Annotated in this window: 21 protein-coding genes; 14 read left to right on the top strand and 7 right to left on the bottom strand. The window is 62.0% G+C overall.

Annotated features, from left to right (window positions below):
- Positions 1-83 precede the first annotated feature (83 nt).
- The 6 genes from D1820_RS08635 (at position 84) to D1820_RS08610 (ending at position 7,146) form a co-directional block, all read left to right on the top strand.
- Positions 84-1,211, top strand: a complete 1,128-nt coding sequence (locus D1820_RS08635; RefSeq protein ID WP_118068577.1) for a CaiB/BaiF CoA-transferase family protein — start codon at positions 84-86, stop codon at positions 1,209-1,211.
- Between the two features lie 71 nt (positions 1,212-1,282).
- Positions 1,283-3,271: a CocE/NonD family hydrolase gene (locus tag D1820_RS08630; RefSeq protein WP_118068575.1), complete on the top strand. Its 1,989-nt coding sequence runs from the start codon at positions 1,283-1,285 to the stop codon at positions 3,269-3,271.
- 210 nt (positions 3,272-3,481) lie between these two features.
- Positions 3,482-4,486, top strand: a complete 1,005-nt coding sequence (locus tag D1820_RS08625; RefSeq protein WP_118068574.1) for a glycosyltransferase family 2 protein — start codon at positions 3,482-3,484, stop codon at positions 4,484-4,486.
- Positions 4,483-4,884 (top strand): GtrA family protein, encoded by a 402-nt coding sequence (locus D1820_RS08620; RefSeq protein WP_118068572.1) that lies wholly within the window; start codon positions 4,483-4,485, stop codon positions 4,882-4,884. The genes D1820_RS08625 and D1820_RS08620 overlap by 4 nt, the downstream gene beginning before the upstream one ends.
- Before the next feature lie 16 nt (positions 4,885-4,900).
- Positions 4,901-5,686: a methyltransferase domain-containing protein gene (locus tag D1820_RS08615; RefSeq protein WP_118070114.1), complete on the top strand. Its 786-nt coding sequence runs from the start codon at positions 4,901-4,903 to the stop codon at positions 5,684-5,686.
- Positions 5,686-7,146: a hypothetical protein gene (locus D1820_RS08610; RefSeq protein ID WP_118068571.1), complete on the top strand. Its 1,461-nt coding sequence runs from the start codon at positions 5,686-5,688 to the stop codon at positions 7,144-7,146. The genes D1820_RS08615 and D1820_RS08610 overlap by 1 nt, the downstream gene beginning before the upstream one ends.
- A 72-nt stretch (positions 7,147-7,218) precedes the next feature.
- On the opposite strand, the gene nadC is transcribed toward D1820_RS08610, so the two are convergent.
- From nadC to nadA, 3 genes are read right to left on the bottom strand one after another with little or no spacing between them, the layout of a single operon-like run.
- Positions 7,219-8,073, bottom strand: coding sequence for a carboxylating nicotinate-nucleotide diphosphorylase (gene nadC / locus D1820_RS08605; RefSeq protein WP_118068569.1), 855 nt, complete (start codon positions 8,071-8,073; stop codon positions 7,219-7,221).
- Entirely contained in the window at positions 8,070-9,752 is a 1,683-nt protein-coding gene (locus D1820_RS08600) for an L-aspartate oxidase (RefSeq protein WP_118068568.1), read from the bottom strand. Before D1820_RS08600 ends, nadC begins: the two co-directional genes overlap by 4 nt.
- Before the next feature lie 3 nt (positions 9,753-9,755).
- The gene (gene nadA / locus D1820_RS08595) at positions 9,756-10,808 is read right to left on the bottom strand and encodes a quinolinate synthase NadA (RefSeq protein WP_040179574.1); all 1,053 of its coding nucleotides are present in this window, start codon (positions 10,806-10,808) and stop codon (positions 9,756-9,758) included.
- 347 nt (positions 10,809-11,155) lie between these two features.
- Between nadA and D1820_RS08590 the strand changes: the two genes are divergently transcribed.
- The 3 genes from D1820_RS08590 to D1820_RS08580 are packed head-to-tail and all read left to right on the top strand — an operon-like array spanning position 11,156 to position 13,382.
- Positions 11,156-11,860 carry an ABC transporter permease gene (locus tag D1820_RS08590; RefSeq protein WP_040175495.1) on the top strand — a complete coding sequence of 235 codons (705 nt, stop codon included), beginning with the start codon at positions 11,156-11,158 and terminating at the stop codon, positions 11,858-11,860.
- The gene (locus D1820_RS08585; RefSeq protein WP_040175494.1) at positions 11,857-12,582 is read left to right on the top strand and encodes an ATP-binding cassette domain-containing protein; all 726 of its coding nucleotides are present in this window, start codon (positions 11,857-11,859) and stop codon (positions 12,580-12,582) included. The genes D1820_RS08590 and D1820_RS08585 overlap by 4 nt, the downstream gene beginning before the upstream one ends.
- Entirely contained in the window at positions 12,579-13,382 is an 804-nt protein-coding gene (locus D1820_RS08580) for a substrate-binding domain-containing protein (RefSeq protein ID WP_118068566.1), read from the top strand. Before D1820_RS08585 ends, D1820_RS08580 begins: the two co-directional genes overlap by 4 nt.
- 77 nt (positions 13,383-13,459) lie before the next feature.
- Here D1820_RS08580 and D1820_RS08575 read toward each other — a convergent pair whose 3' ends face one another.
- Genes D1820_RS08575 through apbC form a run of 3 tightly spaced genes read right to left on the bottom strand, consistent with a single transcriptional unit; the run spans position 13,460 to position 15,721 of the window.
- Positions 13,460-13,936 (bottom strand): DUF6505 family protein, encoded by a 477-nt coding sequence (locus tag D1820_RS08575; protein ID WP_118068565.1) that lies wholly within the window; start codon positions 13,934-13,936, stop codon positions 13,460-13,462.
- Entirely contained in the window at positions 13,936-14,643 is a 708-nt protein-coding gene (locus tag D1820_RS08570) for a DUF4444 domain-containing protein (protein WP_118068563.1), read from the bottom strand. Before D1820_RS08570 ends, D1820_RS08575 begins: the two co-directional genes overlap by 1 nt.
- Positions 14,644-14,656: 13 nt before the next feature.
- Positions 14,657-15,721 (bottom strand): iron-sulfur cluster carrier protein ApbC, encoded by a 1,065-nt coding sequence (gene apbC / locus D1820_RS08565; protein WP_118068562.1) that lies wholly within the window; start codon positions 15,719-15,721, stop codon positions 14,657-14,659.
- A 177-nt stretch (positions 15,722-15,898) separates the two neighbouring features.
- Between apbC and D1820_RS08560 the strand changes: the two genes are divergently transcribed.
- Positions 15,899-16,633: a hypothetical protein gene (locus tag D1820_RS08560; RefSeq protein ID WP_254683388.1), complete on the top strand. Its 735-nt coding sequence runs from the start codon at positions 15,899-15,901 to the stop codon at positions 16,631-16,633.
- A 29-nt stretch (positions 16,634-16,662) separates the two neighbouring features.
- Here the strand turns inward: D1820_RS08560 and D1820_RS08555 are convergent, their stop codons facing one another.
- Positions 16,663-18,612 carry a 4Fe-4S binding protein gene (locus D1820_RS08555; RefSeq protein ID WP_118068558.1) on the bottom strand — a complete coding sequence of 650 codons (1,950 nt, stop codon included), beginning with the start codon at positions 18,610-18,612 and terminating at the stop codon, positions 16,663-16,665.
- Positions 18,613-19,002: 390 nt separating this feature from the next.
- On the opposite strand from D1820_RS08555, the gene D1820_RS08550 reads away from it, so the two are divergent.
- The 4 genes from D1820_RS08550 to D1820_RS08535 are packed head-to-tail and all read left to right on the top strand — an operon-like array spanning position 19,003 to position 21,215.
- Positions 19,003-19,542 carry a DUF3305 domain-containing protein gene (locus tag D1820_RS08550; RefSeq protein WP_052463960.1) on the top strand — a complete coding sequence of 180 codons (540 nt, stop codon included), beginning with the start codon at positions 19,003-19,005 and terminating at the stop codon, positions 19,540-19,542.
- Positions 19,539-20,270 carry a DUF3306 domain-containing protein gene (locus D1820_RS08545; RefSeq protein ID WP_118068557.1) on the top strand — a complete coding sequence of 244 codons (732 nt, stop codon included), beginning with the start codon at positions 19,539-19,541 and terminating at the stop codon, positions 20,268-20,270. The genes D1820_RS08550 and D1820_RS08545 overlap by 4 nt, the downstream gene beginning before the upstream one ends.
- A 46-nt stretch (positions 20,271-20,316) precedes the next feature.
- Entirely contained in the window at positions 20,317-20,964 is a 648-nt protein-coding gene (locus tag D1820_RS08540; RefSeq protein ID WP_040175636.1) for a molecular chaperone, read from the top strand.
- A gap of 59 nt (positions 20,965-21,023) precedes the next feature.
- Positions 21,024-21,215: a twin-arginine translocation pathway signal protein gene (locus D1820_RS08535; protein WP_014875663.1), complete on the top strand. Its 192-nt coding sequence runs from the start codon at positions 21,024-21,026 to the stop codon at positions 21,213-21,215.
- Positions 21,216-21,299: the final 84 nt, after the last annotated feature.

Raw genomic sequence — 21,299 nt, 5'->3', positions numbered from 1 at the left:
AGGCTAAGTCTCTGTCAGAACACTCTGCCGTGCCTTGGTAGGGGGATGTCCCGCTGATTGCGGGCGCACTGACAGGAGAGCCCATGACACCGCTTGCAGGTCTGAAGGTGGTCGAGCTGGCCCGTATTCTCGCAGGGCCATGGATTGGCCAGTCGCTTGCCGATCTGGGGGCGGAGGTCATTAAGGTCGAGAGTCCTGAAGGCGATGATACCCGTCGCTGGGGCCCGCCCTTCATTGAGCGGGGTGGGGACACGACGGCGGCTTATTACTATGCAGCGAACCGGGGCAAGACCTGCGTCACCGCAGATTTTCGCACCGAAAAGGGCAAGCAGACGGTGCTGGAGCTGATCCGGGGTGCCGACATTCTGATCGAGAATTTCAAAGTCGGTGGGCTGGCGAAATACGGGCTGGACTATGACAGTTTGAAAGCGGTCAATCCGCGCCTGATTTATTGTTCGGTCACGGGCTTTGGCCAGGATGGCCCCTATGCGGCGCGGGCGGGCTATGATTTCCTGTTGCAGGGCATGTCCGGGCTGATGTCGATCACCGGCGCGCCGGAGGGGGAGCCGCAGAAGGTGGGCGTAGCGATCACCGATATTGTCACCGGTCTTTACGGCACCATCGGCATTCTGGCGGCGGTGGAGCAGCGTCATACCACCGGGCGCGGGCAGCACATCGATATGTCGCTCTTGGACTGTGCAACGGCTGTGCTGGCCAATCAGAACATGAACTATCTGGCCACCGGCACCAGTCCGACGCGGATGGGCAATGAGCATCCCAATATCGCGCCTTATCAGGTGATGGCAGTGCGCGATGGGCATGTGATCCTTGCGGTGGGGAATGATGGTCAGTTTGCGCGGCTCTGTGCGGTGCTGAATATGGCGGGGCTGGCGGATGATCCGCGATTTGTCTCCAATCAGCTGCGGGTGGCCAATCGGGGCGATCTGTCGCCGATGCTGGCGGCGGCGCTGGCGCAATGGGGGCAGGCGGATCTTTTGGCGGCGCTGGAGGCCGCAACCGTACCCGCGGGACCAATCAATACCGTCGGGCAGGCCTTTGACGACCCGCAGATCAAGCACCGCCAGATGCAGATCGCGCCGGAAGATGTGCCCGGTGTGCGGGGCCCTTGGGTGTTTTCCGATGCGGAGCTGGCCTTGGAGAAATCGGCACCGATCTTGCCGGTGGCGCAGGATATGTCGCAGGGAGACTAGAACATCGGGTCGCCTGCCGATTTGGTGGCGGCAACAGCTTGATATAAAACCAGACAGGAAGAGGGCGCGCCATGGCGATGGAGATCACCGGAGTTGAGCATCTGTGGATTCCGTTGCCGGATGGGCGTCGTCTGGCGGCGCGGATGTGGCGGCCTGCGGCAGAGGGGCGTTATCCCGCGATCCTGGAATATCTGCCCTATCGCAAACGCGATGGCACCGCGCCGCGCGATGCCACCACACATCCGGTTTTTGCGGCTGAGGGCTATGTCTGTCTGCGGGTGGATATCGCGGGCACCGGCGACAGCGAGGGGCTTTTTGATGATGAGTATTCCGAACAGGAGCTGAGCGACGGCGAGGCGGTGCTGGCCTGGCTTGCGGCGCAGGCCTATTGCGACGGCAATATCGGCATGACCGGGATTTCTTGGGGCGGCTTCAACGGCTTGCAGTTGGCCGCACGTCAGCCCGAAGCGCTGAAGGCGGTGGTCAGCGTGGCCTCAACCGTGGATCGCTATGCCGATGATATCCATTTCATGGGGGGCTGTCTGCTCAGCGATAATGCCAATTGGGCGTCGCAGATGTTTGCCTATCAGACCCGCCCGCTGGATCCCGAGCTGCGCCCGGATTGGCGCGCGGCCTGGGTGGAGCGGATCGAGACGCTGCCGTTTATGGCCGCGGATTGGCTGTCCCACGCGCAGCGGGATGATTTCTGGAAACACGGGTCGGTCTGCGAGGATTGGTCTGCAATCCAGGCACCGGTGCTGGCGATCACCGGCTGGGCGGATGCCTATGTGAATGCACCGCCTGCATTGGCAGCCAATATGCAGGCCCCGGCGAAGGCGCTGATCGGTCCCTGGGAGCACCGTTATGCGCATATTTCCAAGCTAGAGGCGCATGATTTTCACGGTGAGGTGCTGCGCTGGTTTGATCGCTGGCTGAAGGGCGAAGACAGCGGGGCAGAGGCTCTGCCCGACTATCGCACTTATATGCAGGAGCATTTCAACCCGACCAAGGAGAACAAACCCCGGCAGGGCCGCTGGGTTGCTGAGGCCGCTTGGCCGTCCCCAAATGTGCAGGAGGTGACGCATCATCTTGGGCCGCAGGGCACGTTGCAGGCCACCCCGGAGGAGGGGGAGGCTGTTGTGTCCAATCCGGCAACCCTTGGTGCGGCCGGTGGCTATTTCTGCGCTGGCATGCGGATTGACAACGAACTGCCGGGCGATCAGGCGGGGGATGATGCGCGGTCCACCTGTTTTGAGACGCAACCACTGGATGTCCCGCTGGAGCTGCTGGGGCGGGCGCGGGTGCGGCTGGCGTTTTCCGTCGACAAACCTGTGGCGCAGGTGATGGCGCGGCTGTGTGATGTGGCGCCGGATGGTGTGTCCCAGCGCATCACCTATCGCGGGCGTAACCTGTGCCATGATGACAGCCATGAGCGCGCGGAGGCGTTGGTGCCGGGCAAGCGCTATGAGGTGGAGTTTGCGCTCAATGAATGTGCCCATCACTTGCGTAGCGGGCACAAGCTGCGGCTGGCGCTGTCGACGTCTTACTGGCCGATTGTCTGGCCTTCGCCAGAGCCTGTGGCACTGACGCTGCATCTGGACGGCTGTGCGCTGATCCTGCCGGAACGTTCACTTGTGGAGGAGGTCGCGGCGCAGGCGCCAAGCGCCGCGCGGGAGTATCCGACCTATGAGGCGGAGACGACCCGCGCGCCATCCGGCACTTCCAATACCTATCAGGAGGCCGACGGGACGCTGGTGCTGGAAACATTTGATGACTATGGCGCGGCGATTGATCCGATGCATGGGATGGAGGTCGGCAGCCATGTGTCCATGCGCTATGCAATCCATCCCGATGATCCGGCAAGTGCGACATTCTCCAGCCAATGGCGGTTCACATTCGCGCGCGGAGACTGGCAGGTGCAGGTCGACACCGACAATCTGATGCGCGGGGACCGCGAAAATTTCCACCTATGGCGCAGGGTTGTGGCCACCGAAGGTGCTGAGCAGACCGAGGTCTGTGTTAAGGAATGGAGCAAGAGCTTGCCGCGCGATTGTTTGTGATTTCGCATCAAATCCTGTTAAAAATCGCTGTTTTTCCCCGGATTGACCCCCAGTTCGCCACGGTTTGGCCATGTTCTGTGACCAAAAACAGAACTGCGCGTTAACCATTTCGGGTGAGAATACCCCCCTTGAGATGTTTTCACCGCGCTGGACTGTCGGGCGGATGGCCCCCGGCTTGGAGCAGACGACAAACAGAATTGGGGCGAGAAGGTGCATCTATCCGTTGTTGTACCCTGCTATAATGAGGAAGAGTCCATCCCCCTGTTGGTGGATCGATTGGTGCAGGCAATCGAACCCTGGGCGGACCGGGCCGAGATCATTCTGGTCGATGATGGCTCCAGCGATGAGACTTGGGCCGCGATGGAGGCCGCGCATAAGCAGCATCCGGTGGTGCGGGGCATTCGTCTGTCGGCCAATCGCGGCCATCAGGTAGCGTTGACCGCCGGTTTGGAAGCCGCGACAGGCGCGCGCATCTTAATGCTGGATGCTGATCTCCAGGATCCGCCGGAAATTCTGCCTGACATGATGATGATGATGGATCGCGGCTATGACGTGGTCTATGGCCGCCGTGCCGAACGTCATGGCGAAACCCTGTTCAAGAAGGCGACGGCCTATCTGTTTTACCGCTTTCTCAATACGCTGTCTGATGTGGATATCCCCAAGGATACCGGCGATTTCCGTCTGGTGAGCCGTCGCTCGCTGGATGCGGTGCTGAAGATGCCGGAGCGGGCGCGGTTCATCCGTGGCATGTTCGCCTGGGCCGGATTCCACCAGATCGGGTTGGAATATGTCCGCGAGGCACGTGTTGCCGGCGAGACAAAATATCCCTTTAAGGCGATGCTGCGCTTTGCCACCGATGCTCTGACCGGATTTTCCACCAAACCGCTGAAAATGGCCACGCGGCTGGCCTTTGTCAGCTTGCTGGTGACGGTGCTGATGGCGATCTATGTCTTTGGCTCGCTGATCCTGTTCAACACGGTTGCTGGTTGGGCCTCGGTCCTTTTGGCGATTTCCTTCTTCTCCGCCATCCAGCTGCTGACGCTGGGGATCCTCGGCGAATATGTCGGGCGGCTTTATATGGAGAGCAAGCAGCGGCCGCTTTACTTCCTGTCGCAGGAGACCGGGCATCCGTCGGCCCATGCCGTTGACTTCACCGGTGACAGCCGTTCGACCACAGCATCGCCCAAGGCTCCCGCCCAAAAAGAAGCGTCATGATCCGCGCTGTCGTTCAGAAGGACCTCGGCCAGTTGATCCGCTTTGCCATTGTGGGTGTCTCGGTTGCGGCGATTTATGTCTTGCTGTTCCTGGGGTTCCTGCAGCTTGGGTTTGTGGCGGGGGTTGCCAATGCGCTGGCCTTTGCCCTGGCGGTATTGGTGCAATATGTCGGCCAGACCGTCTGGACCTTCCGCCAAAAGCTTGGCCAGCCGGATCAGGCGCTGCGGTTCGGATGTACCATCGGGCTGGGATTTGTCGCCTCCGGGCTGCTCACCGGTGTAATCGGGCCGATGCTGTCCTGGCCGGACTGGCTGGCTGCCAGCACCGCCGCCGTCTGGCTGCCGGTGCAGAACTACCTATTTTTCAAAATCTGGGTCTATGCCGGAAACGGCGCGTAAAGAGGAGACACCCGCGATGTCGCATGTCTATTCCAATGAATTCTATGACTATATCGACCTTGGCGCACGCAGCTCGGCGCAGGCGTTGATCGCTGCTGTACAGCCTTGGTTGGGCGCCGACAGTGTGCTGGATCTGGGCAGTGGTCGTGGCGTCTGGCTCAGTGAATGGGCCAAGGCAGGGGTTGAGGAGGTCGCCGGTGTAGATGGCGATTATGTAGACCGTGATCGGTTGGCGATCCCGGCGGCGTGCTACCACGCGGCGGATCTGACGGGGGACGTCGATCTAGGGCGCCGTTTCGATCTGGCGCAAAGCCTGGAAGTGGGGGAGCATCTGCCGAAGGCCGCGTCAGCGACATTGGTCAACGGGCTGACCCGCCATGCGGATCGGGTGTTGTTTTCAGCCGCCGTACCGGGGCAGGGCGGGGAGTTTCATATCAATGAACAGCCGCTGTCGTTTTGGCAGGACCTTTTTGCCGCACAGGGGTACCGTGCCTTTGACTGCGTGCGCCCGGCCCTGAAAGAGGCGGAGGGGGTAGAGCCCTGGTATCGTTACAACACGGTTCTTTATGTGAATGAGGCGGGGCGTGAGGGCCTGCCTGAGGAGGCCCTCGCAACCGAAATCCCAGCAGGCCAGAAAGTGCAGCCTGCAGGCAGTATCGGCTGGCGGTTGCGCCGCAGTGTTGTCTCTGTGATGCCCGAGGCGATGGTGACCAAGATCGCCCAGGCGCGCGCGGCGATCATTGCGCGACAGGCGCGGGCTGCGGGTCTGGTGGGTGCTGGTTCAGCAAAAGGAACGATCTGATGACACTGGTGATGGACGGCCCCGTGGTGGCGCCACGACAGGGCGTCTGGCCCTTGGCGGCGACGATCGCGGTGGCCTTTGTCGGGTTGCTGATTGCGGCGGTGTTTCAACTGCCGGACCCGCTGATCCGTCACGACGACTACCCGGCCTTGTTTGGCGATGCGGAAACCTACTACGTTAAAACCCTGATGGAAGGGCGCTGGGTCAACTACTTGTGGCACCTGCGCGAAACTCTGCTGCCAAGCTGGGTCAACTACCTGATTTACAATACGCTTTGGGCTGTGGTGTTGGGGTGCCTCGCGCATAATGCTCTGGGCGCCGGGGCGGCGCTGTGGCGCAAGGGGGCGGTGGCACTGATTGCGGGCCTGTCTGCGCCGGCGCTGCTGATTTCACTGTGGTTCAATACCCTGATCCCCGGTATGGCGATCCTTGCCATCTATGCCCTGGCAACCACACAGCTGTCGGACCGGACCTGTCGCTGGCTGCTGGTGCCATTTGTACCGCTGGCGCTGACGGCCTATACCACCTACCCGTTTTTCCTGCTGGCCCTCTGTCTGACTCGCGCGGATACGCAGCGCTCGGCCAAGGATCTGGCGGCGTTGCTGGGGCTGTTCATCCTGTGTTTTGCACTGGCGATGGCGTCAATCTATACGCTGAACTATCTGTTTCACGGTATTTTTGGCATTCCGATGGCCGAATGGCGGATGCCGAACCCGGCCCATGATCTGGCGTCTGTAGTGGAGAACACTGGCCTGATCGGGAGTTTTCTGACCAGCTCTGCATCGCTGATGTCATTCCACTTCCTGCCTTTGACTGTGTTTCAGCTGGCGCTGTTTGGCTGGGCTATATGGGCCGTCGGACACTCCGATCCCTGGCGCGTGATCTATCCGCTTGCGGGCATCTGCCTTGGGATGGGGCTGATCTTTGTACAGACGGTCAAGACCGGTATCACCCTGCCGCCGCGTGTGTCTGGGTTTGTCTGGCTTTATTATGCGGTGCTATTGGGTCTGCTGTCGCAGGAGCTGGCGGCGCGGGGCGCGGGCTGGGACCGCATCGGGCGCAACCTTCTGGCCTTTGTTGCGCTGATCTATCTGGCGTTCAACATGTTGCAACATCGCGATATTACTGCCTGGCAGGCAGACAGCCGCGAGATGGTGGCGCAGATCACGCCAGCGGATGGCCCGATCTATGTCAGCGGTACATATCTGTCACTGCCATCCGGAGAGAAATCAGGCCTGCAGCATGACCTGTCGGTGGCGTTCCGCCTGACGCAATTGACGGGGCGTGATGTGGTGATCTGTGAGATGACGCCAGATGTCTGTGCCCATCTGCCGGAAGATGTGCAGGCGGGGGCCAGCGGTGCACAATATGAGGTGCGCAATCTGGACGTGGGCAGCGTGATCATGCTGTCATCCACCCCAATCCGCGAGGCGGCACACAACATCCCCGATGGCGGGTGAGCTGATATATCAGATGAAACGAAAACGGGGGCCTCAGCGCCCCCGTTTGCCTGTCAGATCCGTTGGGTAGGCTCAGAAATCGAGGCCAAGATCCAGCGTCTGCGCTGAATGGGTAAGCGCACCGGAGGAGATATAGTCGACGCCCGTAGCCGAGACCTCAGCAATACGGTCGCGGCGCATATTCCCGGAGGCTTCGGTCACCAGATGGCCCTTCGCCATTGCCACAGCCTGCGCCAGCGTGTCGGTGTCCATATTGTCCAGAAGCACCACATCGGCGCCACCCGTCTCCAGCACTTCTTCCAGCTGAGAGAGCGTATCGACTTCGATTTCGATCTTCATCATATGGCTGACATTGGCTCTGGCTGCGTGCAGGACGGCGGCCACGCCACCGGCGGCGGCGATGTGATTGTCTTTGATCAGGATCGCGTCAGACAGCCCGTAGCGGTGATTGTAGCCGCCGCCATGCAGCACCGCCTGTTTCTCCACCATGCGCAGACCGGGGGTGGTCTTGCGGGTGCAGGTGATCCGGGTCGCGGTGCCCCTGGTTTCGCCCACGAATGAGGCGGTCAGACTGGCGACGCCGGACAGGCGCCCGGCAAAGTTCAGGGCCACACGTTCACCGGACAGGATCGACGCGGCAGAGCCTGCGATGGTCATCAACGTCTGTCCGGGGGCGCAGGGTTGGCCGTCCTGCACCAGTGTGTCGATCTTGAGCGTCGGGTCGACGAGGTGAAAGGCGATGCGGGCAATCTGCATGCCGGACACCACGCCGGTGTCGCGCGCATTGAGCCGCGCCTCGTAGGTGGTCTCTGCCGGGATCACGGCGCGGGTGGTGACATCACCGCTTTGCCCAAGATCTTCCAGCAGGGCTGCGCGGATCAGAGGCTCCAGGATCAGGTCGGGCAGGGTGGCAAAGGACGGGGTCATGTCAGATCCTCTACGGCGGCGGCGCGGATGGTGCGGGCCTCGGTGAGCGTGATGTGGGTGCGATGGGCCTGTGCTGGGTCGGCGTCGGGATAGTCATCGCGGAAATGCCCGCCCCGGCTTTCGCGACGGGCCAATGCGGCGGCGGCGATCAGCGTGGCGGTGGCACACATATTGGCAAAGCTCTCGTCATCGCCGTGCTCTGTCAGCAGCTGTTCGATGGTTGCAAGCGCGGTTTTCAGCCCGGCTTCGTCCCGGCGCACGCCAACATGGGCGGTCATCGTCTCGCGCAGGCGGGCAATTGCGCTGGCGGGGGCGGCAGGCGTGGTGGCGGGGGCAAAGGTCAGCGACAGGGTCGGTGACTGGCGCCCGTGATCGGGCAGCGGTCCCAGGGTTTCGGCGATATCCTGTGCCGCGGTACGGGCGTAGACCAGCGCCTCCAAAAGACCGTTGGAGGCGAGGCGATTGGCGCCGTGCAGTCCGGTTGAAGAGGCTTCGCCACAGACCCAGAGATGGGCGAGACTGGCGCGGCCCTGCATGTCGGTGTCGATGCCGCCCATGTGGTAATGCGCGGCCACTGCGACCGGAATTGGGGTCGCAACGGGGTCGATACCGGCACGGGCGCAGGTTTCCGCGACGGTGGGAAAACGGGTCAGCACCTCGGCGCCCAAGGCGTCGCGCGTGTCGAGCATCGGGCGGCGGCCTGCCTGCGTTTCGGCAAAGATCGCGCGGGCGACGATATCGCGCGGTGCCAATTCGGCATCCGGATGCGCGGCCAGCATGAAACGGGCGCCCTCAGCATTGATGAGGGTTGCGCCGTCCCCACGCAGCGCTTCGGTCGCCAGCGGCGCCGGATCCTCGCCAATGTCAAAGGCGGTAGGGTGGAACTGCACGAACTCAGGATCGGCAATGCAGGCGCCAGCGCGGGCGGCAAAGCCAATCACCTGGCCGCGAATACGGGGCGGATTGGTGGTATGTGCAAACAGCCCGCCAGAGCCGCCCCCGGCCAGTAGGATGGCGGGCGCGCGGATCAAAAGCGGTACGGAGGTGCCGCTCGCATCGCTGACCCAGACCCCGGTGACGCGGCTGTCACTGACGTTCAGCCGGACGGCCTGGGTGCCCTCATGGACCTGAATGGACGGCGTGGCGCGCACCGCTGCAATCAGCGTTTCCATGATCTGGCGACCAGCCTGATCACCTTTCACCCGCACCACACGGGCCATGGAATGGGCGGCCTCACGGCTCATGACAAAGCCGCCATCGGCGGTGCGGTCAAAGGGCGTGCCCAACTCGGTCAGGTCCAGAATATGGTCCTGCGCCACCTTGGTGACCATGGCGGCGACTTCGGCATCAACGGTTCCGGCACCCGCGCGCAGAGTATCGCTGGCATGGGCCGCGGGGCTGTCGGCCTGATCCATCGCGGCGGCGACTCCCCCCTGTGCCCAGGCGGAACTTGCGCCCTCACCAAGGGTTTCGGGCGAAATCATCAGCACAGGGCGCGGCGCCAGTTCAAGCGCGGCATAGAGTGCGGCCATGCCGGCGCCGACGATCACCACGCGAGCAGTGTCACAGGCGGCGGTGGCCTCGGTCCGGGCCTGCACATCCAGTTGGGGGCGGGTCTTGTCACGGGGGGCCTCGCGGACCTGATCCTCAGAGGTGACCTTCGCGCCGGGGGTGTCCAAGGATCAGATCCCCAGTTTCTGGCTGAGATCAATCATCCGCTGCACCGCAACGCGGGCCTGTTCTGCCACCTCGGCGTTGACCTCAACCGGTTCGGACATGGTGTGCAGCGACCACAGGATTTTCTCCAGGGTGATTTTCTTCATGTAGGGGCACATGTTGCAGGGGCCGACAAAATCCACCTCGGGCAGTTGATCGGCAATATTTGAAGCCATCGAACATTCGGTGATCAGCATCGCCTTTTCGGGCTTTTCGTCGGTCACATATTTGATGATGCCGCTGGTGGAGCCGGAGAAATCCGCCTCATTCACCACATCCGGCGGGCATTCAGGGTGCGCGATCAGCCGGGTGCCGGGGTTCCATTCGCGGAAATCGCGCAGATCCTTGGCGGTGTATTGCTCATGCACAATGCAGGAGCCCTCCCACCAGACGATATTTTTCTGCGGCACCTGTTGGGCGATATTCTGCGCCAGATATTGATCCGGCGTCATGATCACGGTGTCGCTCTCCTGTGCGGCCACAATCTGGGCGGCGTTTGATGAGGTGCAGCAGATATCGGAGGCGGCTTTGACCTCGGCTGTGGTGTTCACATAGGTGACCACCGGCGCGCCGGGGTATTTCTCGCGCATCTGGGCGATGCCCTCGGCGGTGATCGATTCCGCGAGCGAACAGCCGGCCTCCATATCGGGGATCAGCACGGTTTTGTCGGGGCTGAGGATTTTCGAGGTTTCGGCCATGAAGTGCACGCCGCATTGCACGATCACATCTGCCTCGACCTTGGCGGCTTCAATCGCGAGCTGGAGGCTGTCGCCGACCACATCGGCAACGCCATGGTAGATTTCCGGCGTCATGTAGTTATGCGCCAGAATGACGGCGTTTCGCTCTTTCTTGAGGGCCAGAATGGCCGCAACATAAGGCGCGTAGGTGGCCCAGTCGATCGGGTTCACCACGCGGTCCATATTGGCGTAGATCCCGGACATCTCTTCGGCCAGAGCCGGATTTGGCGCAAGGTCATAGTGGTTGGCGAGCTGATCGCGCATGGTTTGCAGATCGAACATGGCATTTCCTCAAAGCTGCGCCGGAGATGGCACTTTGGGGAATTCTTGTTTCATGTTCACATTTAGCACGCAAGCAAGTGAACGGGGTTTATTGCCCGAAAAGCGGGAATTCCTGCTGCAAATCGGCGCCAATCCGTCAACATCGGCAACCGACTGGATCCAGAGGTCGTGACGACGTTCTGACCATCCGGTAATGTCAGCGCAAACGGGGCGGGGTCAATTTGTCCAAAATGCGCGATGGGTGACGTTTTTGTCTATTGGGCGGTCCGATATTGTGGTTTGCACAGAACCAACACGCAGTAGAGGGAAGCGGTAAGACCGGTCCCATAGGGAGAAAACCCGCCTCCATGTCTGATCTCTGGGAAGGATTGGTCCAGGCCTTTTGGCTGGTGGTCACGCTGGATAGCGATCTGGTGGAGATTACGCTGCGCTCGCTTCGGGTCACTTTGACCGCGTTGCTGGTGGCTGCGTTGATTGCGCTGCCGTTGGCGGCCTTGTTGGCGGTGCGCCGGTTTCGCCTGCGCCGGATCACCATTGCGGTGCTCAATGCGCTGATGGGGCTGCCGCCTGTTGTGGTCGGGCTTGTGGTCTATGTGATGCTGTCGCGGGCTGGGCCGTTCGGGGTGCTTGGGCTGCTGTTCACCCCGACCGCGATGATCATCGCGCAGGTGATTATTATTGTGCCGCTCGTGGCCTCCATCGCGCATCAGTCGCTGCGGGATCTGTGGAGCGATTACCACGACCTGCTGATTTCCCTGAACGCCAGTCAATTCCAACGGATCTGCACGCTGCTCTGGGATGGGCGGCGGGCCTTGCTGACGGCGGCGCTGGCCGGGTTTGGCCGCGCAATTGGCGAGGTCGGCGCGATCATGATTGTGGGCGGCAATATCGACCACGCTACGCGGGTGTTGACGACGGCGATTGCGCTGGAAACCGGCAAGGGGGATTTCGCCATGGCGCTGGGGCTTGGCTTTGTGCTGATCGCGCTGGCCGTTGCGGTGAACCTGACCATTCACTGGCTGGGCAAGACCGAAAGTGAGGGGCGTTGGTGAGCGAGGCGAACACTCTCTTCCCGCTGGTGGTCAACGGGGCGCAGGTGCGCCGGCGTGGTAAGACGCTGATCGGGCCGGTGGATTTGCGGCTGGACGGGCAGGGGACGACCATTGTGATCGGACCAAATGGATCAGGCAAAACGTCCCTTTTGAAGATGCTCCATGGTATTCTGCGGCTGGGGCAGGGGCGGATCAGCTGGGGCTGTCCCATGGCGGAGGCGCAGCGGCGTCAGGCCTTTGTCTTTCAGACGCCAGTCATGATGCGCCGCTCGGTGGTGGAGAATATCGCCTATCCGCTGCGGCTGAACCGCGTGTCGCGCAAGGTCGCGCTGGCGGAGGCTGAGGTCTGGGCTGAGCGGATCGGATTGGGCGGGGATGCGTTGCAGCGGCCTGCGGTTTTGTTGTCCGGCGGGGAGCGACAGAAACTGGCACTGGCCCGCGCGCTTATTCGCAAGCCGCAGCTGTTGTTTCTGGATGAACCCTGTGCCTCGCTCGATGGGCGGGCCACCCGCGAGATTGAAGAAATCCTGAGCGAGGCAGCCGCGGCCGGTACGCGGTTGATCATGTCGACCCACAATATGGGACAGGCCCAGCGTCTGGCGGACGAGGTGCTGTTTGTGCTGCATGGCCAGATTGCCGAGTTTTCAGCGGCGGAGGCGTTTTTTGCCCGCCCGCACACCGAACAGGGACGCGCATTTCTAAGAGGAGATATTGTCGAATGAAACGGATTATGCTGGGGGCTTTGGCCGCGCTGGCGATGGGAACGGCTGCGCTGGCGGAGGAGATGAAGCTGGCGGTGACCACATCCTTCCACAACTCCGGTCTGGCAGAGGTGCTGCTGCCTGAGATCAAGGCCGATCTGGGATTGGAGGTGCAGCTGCTGGTGGTGGGCACCGGTCAGGCGATCCGCCTTGGTGAAGCGGGTGATGTGGATGCCATTCTGGTCCACTCCAAAAAGGCGGAAGAGGCATTTCTGGCCGGGGGCAATGGCACCCATCGCCGGGAGATCATGTATAATGATTTTGTCTTCATCGGGCCCAAGGCCGACCCTGCGACCATTGCGGGCGCGGGATCCGCGAAGGCGGCATTGCAGAAGGTTGCAGCCGCTGAAGCGGCCTTCGTCAGCCGTGGTGATGACAGCGGAACCCATAAGAAGGAGCTGAGCCTCTGGGCCGCGGCGGATCTGTCACCTGACGGATTTGGCGACTGGTACAACGCTGTTGGCGCAGGCATGGGGGCGGCGCTGAATACAGCCTCTGGCATGGGGGGCTACATCATGTCCGACCGGGCAAGCTGGCTCAACTTTGCCAACAAGGGCGATCTGGCGCTGCTTTATTCCGGCGATCCCGTGCTGTTCAATCAATACGCCTATCTGCCGGTGAACCCGGAAAAGCACCCGCATGTGAAAACGGAACTGGTGGCCGAGCTGGAGAATTGGCTGGTGTCGGACAAGGCAAAAGATCTGATCAACAGCTATCAGATCAATGGCGAAGCATTGTTTGTGTTCAATGCGGAGCAGTGATGCGGTGCCCATTGGGGCATGAAACGGAAAACGCCGCGCGGGGTCTGCGCGGCGTTTTTTTTGTGGGTCGTAGGCGTTCAGTCGTCCGTAACATGGATGGCGAATTGCTCCAGCCCGGCGTCCTGTGCCTCAATCGCGCGATAGCTTTCCTTGACGCCGGCATCTGTCAGCTCGCGCATGACGGTCAGCAGGGTGTTGGGCGCGTGATCGGCGCAGAGGTCGGCCATATGGGCCAGCTCTTCCTCCGCCACGGGGCGGGCGGTATCGGCATTCGGGGCGCCATAGTAGCTGACAAAATGTTGTGCCAGCAAATCGGTGAGGGTGGCCAATTCACCCGCTTCGATCTTGGTCACGGCGACAAAGGTGGCGCGCCCGCCGGTTTCCAACCCCATCCAGCCATTGGCGAAGGCCTGGCGCTGTTTGCCGATCAGATCCGCCTCTTCCCAGTTCGAAAACTCAAACCCGCCGGAAATGCACCACTCCCCGGTGCGGGCGGGGCTGGCAAAGACGTTCTGATCGCTTTCGTCGAAGTGAATGGCGCGGGCAAGCTGCATCATGGGGTCTCCAGTAGGGTGGTGAGCGGGATCAGATGGGTGGTGGTCTTGTCCCGCAAAAGCAGGCCGAAGTCCTCATCCACCCCGAGAAATGTACCGGTCCGGCCTGCGTGGGTTATGGTCTCGCCGATGTCCTGCGCCAACCCGCGCCAGGTGCTGTGAACCGGTTCGGTGCCTTCGTCTTCCCAGCGATTGATCCAGTGCAGCGCGTGGCGCGCCCAGCTTTCCAGCAATTGACCGGCATCCACATCGGCGCAGCCCTCAGCATAAAGCGCGGTATCTTCAGGGCGGTCGCCGGTTTCGCCATCGCTCGGCGGCCAGAGTGGCAGGTCGAGGCCAATGACCAGCCAGTCTGGCACCTCTGACGGTGTGGTGGTGCTGGCGGCGGCACGCAGGCGGCCGCAGCGCCCGCCATTGATGCGCAGCCCGCCATCCCATTGCAGGTGCACCGCCACCTCTGGCGGGGCCAGCGCGCCCAGTGCGTTTTGCAGCGCGATAGCGCAGACCGGCAGCATGGTCATCGCTTGCTGCAACGCCACCTCCGGCGCAAACACAAGAGCTGCCTGCAAGCGATCATGCGCAAGATTATGCACCACTAGGCCCGCATCACAGCCCAGCACCGCCTTCTGACAGGCCAGGGCAAAGGGATCCTCGGCCCCGTTGAGGGCCAGCCCCGCCATCAGAGGCGGGAAGCTGAGTTCGCTCATGTCCGCCACCGGATCAGGCCTGACCCTTGGCGACGAGATCGGCGGCCAGATCGTGGAACGCCTTGGCCTGCGCGCTGTCGGGTTTGCTGACCGCAATCGGCGCACCGCCGTCAGCGGCCACCCGTACGTCCAGATGCAGCGGGATTTCTGCCAGCAGCGGCACATTCAGCTTATTAGCCTCAGCTGCGACGCCACCATGGCCGAAGACATGTTCCTCATGCCCGCAGTTGGAGCAGATATGCGTGGACATATTTTCCACCATACCGAGGATTGGCACATTCAGTTTCTGGAACATGTCGATGCCTTTGCGCGCATCGATCAGGGCGACGTCCTGCGGGGTAGACACCACGATGGCGCCGTCCACATGGGCCTTTTGCGCCAGTGTCATCTGCACGTCGCCTGTGCCCGGTGGCAGGTCAACGATCAGCACATCCAGCGCGCCCCATTGCACCTGCATCATCATCTGCTGCAAAGCGCCCATCAGCATCGGACCACGCCAGACAACCGCCTGATCTTCGTTGGTCATCAGGCCGATCGACATCATGGTGACGCCATGGTTGCGCATTGGCAGGATGGTCTTGCCATCGGGGCTGGCCGGGCGGCCAGAGACACCCAGCATCCGTGGCTGCGAGGGGCCATAGACATCGGCATCCAGCAGGCCAACACGGCGGCCCTGCGCGGCCAGCGCGCAGGCGATATTCGCCGAAACCGTCGATTTGCCAACACCGCCTTTGCCCGAAGCAACAGCGATGATCCGGTCAACGCCGGGGATCTTCTGCGGACCTTGAGGCTGCGCCGGTTTGTTCGGCTTCAGATCCGGCGGCGCCTTGGTGGAATGGGCGGTCAGCATGGCAGAGACCTTGCCCGCGCCGGGCAACGCTGTCACCCTAGCGTCGGCCTCATCGCGCACAGGCGCGTAGACGTCGGATTTCGCCGGGTCGATCTCCAGAACAAAGCGGACGGCGTCCTCTTCAATATTAAGCGCGCGGACGATGCCTGCGGCGACGATATCGCTGCCGGACACCGGGTCTTTGATGGTCTTGAGCGCCTCTAGGACAGTTTCACGAGTGAGGGACACGCCGGGGTTGCTCCTTCTTGGTGCGAGCTTGGGTCAAGCTGGCTTGATTGGTATTGATGATCTGCCGGGGTCGTCGCCTCGGCTGCAACAGTTCTTGACGGGGATGTAGATGGTTTCCTAGCATTTCATATGGTCTGGGTATGTAGTCTTTTGCGCAAATATACGGCGATACTGGTCGTGCTGGTATTTGCCGTTTCGATGCAGCCCATGGTCGCTCTGGCACAGGGTGATCCGCGTATGGTTCGGCTGATTGCGCCCCAGGCGCTCATTGACACCGGGGTGCTGGGATTCATGCTGCCGCGATTTTCGCTGAAAACACAGGTGCGGGTGGAGGTGGTCGAACCGGGCGGAGACGCGGAGATCGCTTTGGGACCACGGGGGGCACCGGTGATGGAGGGTGACGGGATCATCTGGCATCTGGAGCTGATCACCCCGGATCACACGGGGGCGCAGCGGTTTGCGGATTGGCTGACCTCTGAGGTGGGCGGGCGCACGATTGCTGCCTTCGCCCCGGAGGGGACCCAGATGTTTCGCGTGCCCGCGCAACCGGATGCGCAGGAGGATGTTGCCACATGGGATGGCGACGCCGGGAACGGGTATCATCTGTCGAAGGTCCATTGCGGACGCTGCCATGCGGTAGAGGAGGCTGGGCGGATCAACAGCATCGGCTCGACGCCGTCGTTTTATGTTCTGCGCAGCCTTGCGGATTGGGAACAGCGGTTTCAGGCGTTCTATGCCTTGAATCCACACCCCGCCTTTACCCAGGTCGCCGAGGTCACGCCGCCGTTTGATGAGGCGCGACCCTCGCCCATCGTCCCGGTGGAGATCACGCTGGATGACCTGGAGAACATCCTGGCCTATGTGGCGGTACTCAGCCCGGCGGATCTGGGCGCACCGCTGGAGCATAAATAGGGGCGTCATCGTCTCTCGGTCCCTCAGGATCAATGATCCTTGCGCTTGCTGAGGTAGTCCTCGGTGGTTCGGACCTTGGGCCGCTCCGCGCCCGCGAAGGGAGAATTCTGCTGGTGGAACTGTGCGTTGACGCGGCAGTCGTCACACATCTGGATCATTCGCGCAGCATCCGGGTTGGCAAACATTGAGTGTTTCCCAGCCAGCTTCTCGGTGATCTTGTCGATGGTCGACTTCACACCGAACAGCGATCCGCATTCGACACAGGCAAAAGGCTCTTCCTCGTGCAGGACCACCTGTGACAACGCCGCTGACGTCAGGTTGAGGCGCGGTTCATAAGTGATCGCATCCTCCGGGCAGACATTGGCGCAGAGGCCACATTGCAGGCAGGCGTCCTCCTGAAAGCGCAGCTGCGGCAGGTCCGGATTGTCGCCAAGAGCGCCGGAGGGGCAGAGCGAGACACAAGAGAGGCAGAGCGTACAGTTGTCCGATGACACCAGCACCGCACCATAGGGCGCGCCCTCTGGCAGCGGCAGGGTCTCAGCCTCGGGCAGCAGTGCCTTGGCGGCCTGGCGGGTGATCTGGCGGCGGGTGCCCATGGGGCGTTGAGGTGTTTCGACCTGAGCCAAGGTGCCGTCGCGAGCAAACAGAACATCGCTGAGTTGATCCGGGTCGCTGAGGTCGAGCAGATGCAGGTGCGGACCGGCAATGGCCGCGGCGAGCGCGCTTTCGCGCTCCTGCACGTCGTGCTCACTCTTGGGAGAGAGCAGCACCGACACCTCAGTGAAACCGGCGGCCAGGGCGGCCAGAGCTTCGGCATGACCAAAGCTGTTGAGCGCGTCCACCGCCAGCGGGATCACATCTGCGGGCAGGCCACGGCCATGGCGGGCCGCCAGTTCGATCATCTCGCTGCCGTGCTGGTTGACCACGAGAAGCCGGGGGGCGGGGCCGCCTGCGTCGAGATAAGCCTTCGCCAGTGTCTGGATCCGACGCATCAGCGCATCGGTTGGAGGTGCGTCATAGGTGATCGCACCGGAAGGGCAGAGCGAAGCACAGGATCCGCAACCCGCACAGATCATCGGGTCAATGCTGACATGGTCGCCAGCAGGGCTGATGGCGCCGGTTGGGCAGACATCCAGACAGCGGGTGCAGCCAGTCTGACCTGCGCGGGAATGGGCGCAAAGCAGCGGTTCACTGCGCACGTAGAGCGGTTTTTCAAAGGTGCCGATCAGTTGGCTTGCTGCAAGGGTGGCCTCAGCAACTGCCGGAGCGGATTTTGGATCGGCCCGCAGATAGCCGTCGCGTTTTTCGGGCGCCGGAAACAAGGCCTGACCGCCGCGCAGATCCAGAATGAGATCGCAGATCGACTGGCCGCCATTCCGGGCTTCGCCCCAGGTCCAGCTGCGCCCGGTGACATCCAGCTGTTGCAACTGATCGATGGTGACGGCGAATTGCCCCAGCGCGCCCTTGGCGTGACGCAATTGTCCGGCAATCACGTCATAGGCACGGCTGTGAGGCGGGTCGCTTGGTGTGTCGAGCAGGACGGTCACTGCAAGGCTGTCCTGCAAACGCGCAGCCGCCGCATAGGCAATATCTGGCGCGCCGAGGATCAGGCACACCCCTTCGGATTGCAGGTCTATCGTCTTCGCAGGGGGCGGCGCCAACGTCGCTTCGGCGATCAGGGCGGTCATTTTGGGCAGCGTGTCGGCGGTATCTGCGGTCCAACCAGCCCGGTCGCGCAGGTCGATGAACCCTGGTGCAGGGGCGTCGATTTCTTCTGCCAGAGCCTCGAAAATGCGGTGCTCCTGAGCGCAGCAAATAATTGCATCCTCTTGCGTCAAGGCAGCGGCGGCCTGCTCGATCTCGTCTGTGCAAAGCGCTGAATGCAGCTTGGAGCAGGGCAGGCCGGTGCGGCGCGACAATGCCTCGGAATCGATGGATTGCGTTCCCGCACAACCACATAAAATCAACGTCTTAGACATGGTTTCTCCGCGTATTCTATGGTCTTTCAGAGCAGCGTAATTCCGCCGCCTCGCGCTCAGACTAGGCATGTTTGCGCAAGCAGGTAAACCGCAATTCGCATCGTGAGCGTGCCGCCATCCCCGGCAAATCAAGCCGGTGATTCGCGTCACGGGCAGGCCGGGCTGCCCCAGCGTTAAGCCTGAGTGAATTAGTCAAAATAGACTTTTCGTCCGGGCGGTTCTGCGGGGTCATATCGGACTGGTCAATTTGACCATTGATGTTGATTTAATGCGCCATCAGCAAAAGTTATCTTTCGGCACAGCTGGAGAATGCGGCACTGTTGGGGCAGTCGAATTCATGAGCAGGGCATTGACGTGGCCGAACCCGCAGATCGCAGTGCAAAGACGGATATGATCCCACTGGGCGTCGTATTGCGGCGCCAGCCGGGCGTGACGCGATGGGCGCGCTGGTCCTGGAAGGCGACCTCGGTCTTGCCAGGGGCAGCACCGGCGGACTGGCAGTTGCTGCGCGAAGCGGGTGAGACGCGTGAATTTCATGCCGCCACACTGCCGCTGGAACTGCACCGCAGTGAGGCGGAAGCGTATCTGCATGGCCTCACGGCTGAGCCGCCCTGCATCTATGTGGTGCTGCGGGAGGGCGCGTCGGAGGATCGCCCACTGGAAGTGCTCTTGGTGACGGCTTCGCCCTATGAGGCGCAGGACTATGCTGACAACGGTGAGGATCTGGTGGAGAAAGTACCGATGCCGGATGGGCTTGTGGCCTGGATCCGGGATTTCGCACAGCTGCATTTCCATGATGAACCGTTCAAGAAACGTCGCCGGGATCGTGTAAAAACCGATGCGACTGAGGATGGTATCGGGGATCCGCGGATCTCCCAGCTGACCGATGTTTACCGGTCGCCCACGATGAAAAAGGCGCGCCTGTCATGAGCGGGGATGATTTCTGGTCCCGCCGCCGCGCCAAGGTTGCGGCTGAGCAGCAGGCGGAGGACGCCGAGACCGCAGCCGCCGCGCGCGTTGCCGAAGAGCAAGCACTTGAGGCGAAGAGCGATGCCGAACTTCTGGAAGAGCTGAACCTTCCGGATCCGGATCAGATGCAGCAGGGTGATGACTTCAGCGTTTTCCTGAAAGAGACCATTCCGGCCCGACTGCGGACCCGCGCGCTGCGGCGTCTGTGGGCCAGCAATCCGGTGCTGGCGAATGTCGACGGGCTTTTGGACTACGGTGAGGATTTCACTGACAGCGCCATGGTGATCGAAAATCTGCAGACCGCCTATCAGGTGGGCAAGGGCATGACCGCCCATGTCGAAGAACTGGCGCGGCAGGCGGAAGAGGCAGCAGGCCGTGCAACGGGGATCGTCGCCGACGTAGAAGATGAGGACCCTGCAGGAGAGAAGGCCGCGTCTGTGGATGAGGAAACCGCCGCAACGGCCGGGCCCGTTGATCCGGTGCGCCGTCCGACCATGGCGCTGCTTTCTCCTGCGGAAGCGGATGACGCTGAGGTGCCCATGCAGGAGGCCGCTGCGCCTGCCATACCGACCGATGCGCCGCCATCTGCACACGTCGCATCTGACCCAGTGGCACCAGACCCGGTGGCGCCTGCGCCGCGGCGGATGCGCTTTACCTTTGCCGCCGACACGGATGCGCCCGCGGCCTGACCATCGATCCGATCCAAAGACCAAGATGCCCCTCAAGGAGACACATATGACCGCCAAGGAAGCCCAGTCAGAGACCATTGCACAGGAGGTCAGCCCTGCCATCCCGCAGGATGAGGATCGTCTGCGCGCGGATCTCTATAACTTTCTGGGCCTGATGCTGTCCGGCCCGCCGGATGAGATGCTGCTCGCGCAGGTATCGGGGCTGGCTGGGGATGACACGGATCTGGGTACGGCGATCAATGCGCTGGCGAAACTGGCCAAGCTGACCAAACCAGCAGCTGCCGAGCGGGAGTTCAACAAGCTGTTCATCGGTCTCGGGCGCGGTGAGCTGCTGCCCTACGCAAGCTATTACCTCACCGGGTTCCTGAATGAGAAACCGCTGGCGGCCCTGCGGCAGGACATGGCCGCGCGCGGCATGACACGGGCGCAGAATGTCTATGAGCCGGAGGATAATATCGCCTCGCTGATGGAGATGATGGGCGCGCTGATCGCAGGGCGCTTTGGCGCGGTGGCACCACTGAGCGACCAGAAACAGTTCTTCAACAAACACATCGGTCCTTGGGCGGGTCATTTCTACTCCGATCTTGAGGCGGCAAAGAACTCGGTGCTTTACGCCGCTGTCGGCGCCGTGGGCCGTGTCTTCATGGAGATTGAGTCCGAAGGATTTCGGATGAGCGCGGAGCAATCCGCCTGAGCCGGGCCGGTGCGCCGGCCCATAACCCTGTGAACCAACCATTTGAGGAGGAGGATCACATGACCAGAAAGACCGAGGAGGCCACCAGCCGCCGCGACTTTCTCAAGCTGGCAGCGACCACAACGCCGATTGCGGCGGTGGCGGTTGCAACGACCGGCGGCACGGCCGAGGCGGCCGAGCCAGACCTGACATCAGAGGTGATGCAGGACACCGCGCATACCCGCGCCTACTACGACAGCCTCCGGTTCTGACGCACCGGTGATGTTATGAACGCCCCCGGCGACTGGTTGCGTGACGCCCGACTGCCAAAGGCCCCCAATAACCCAGCGAACCCG

This window comes from Phaeobacter sp. LSS9 (genome assembly GCF_003443595.1).
GTDB lineage: Bacteria > Pseudomonadota > Alphaproteobacteria > Rhodobacterales > Rhodobacteraceae > Phaeobacter > Phaeobacter piscinae.
The sequence above is the reverse complement of the archived record's forward strand: the minus strand, read 5'-3'. Positions and strand labels throughout refer to the sequence as shown.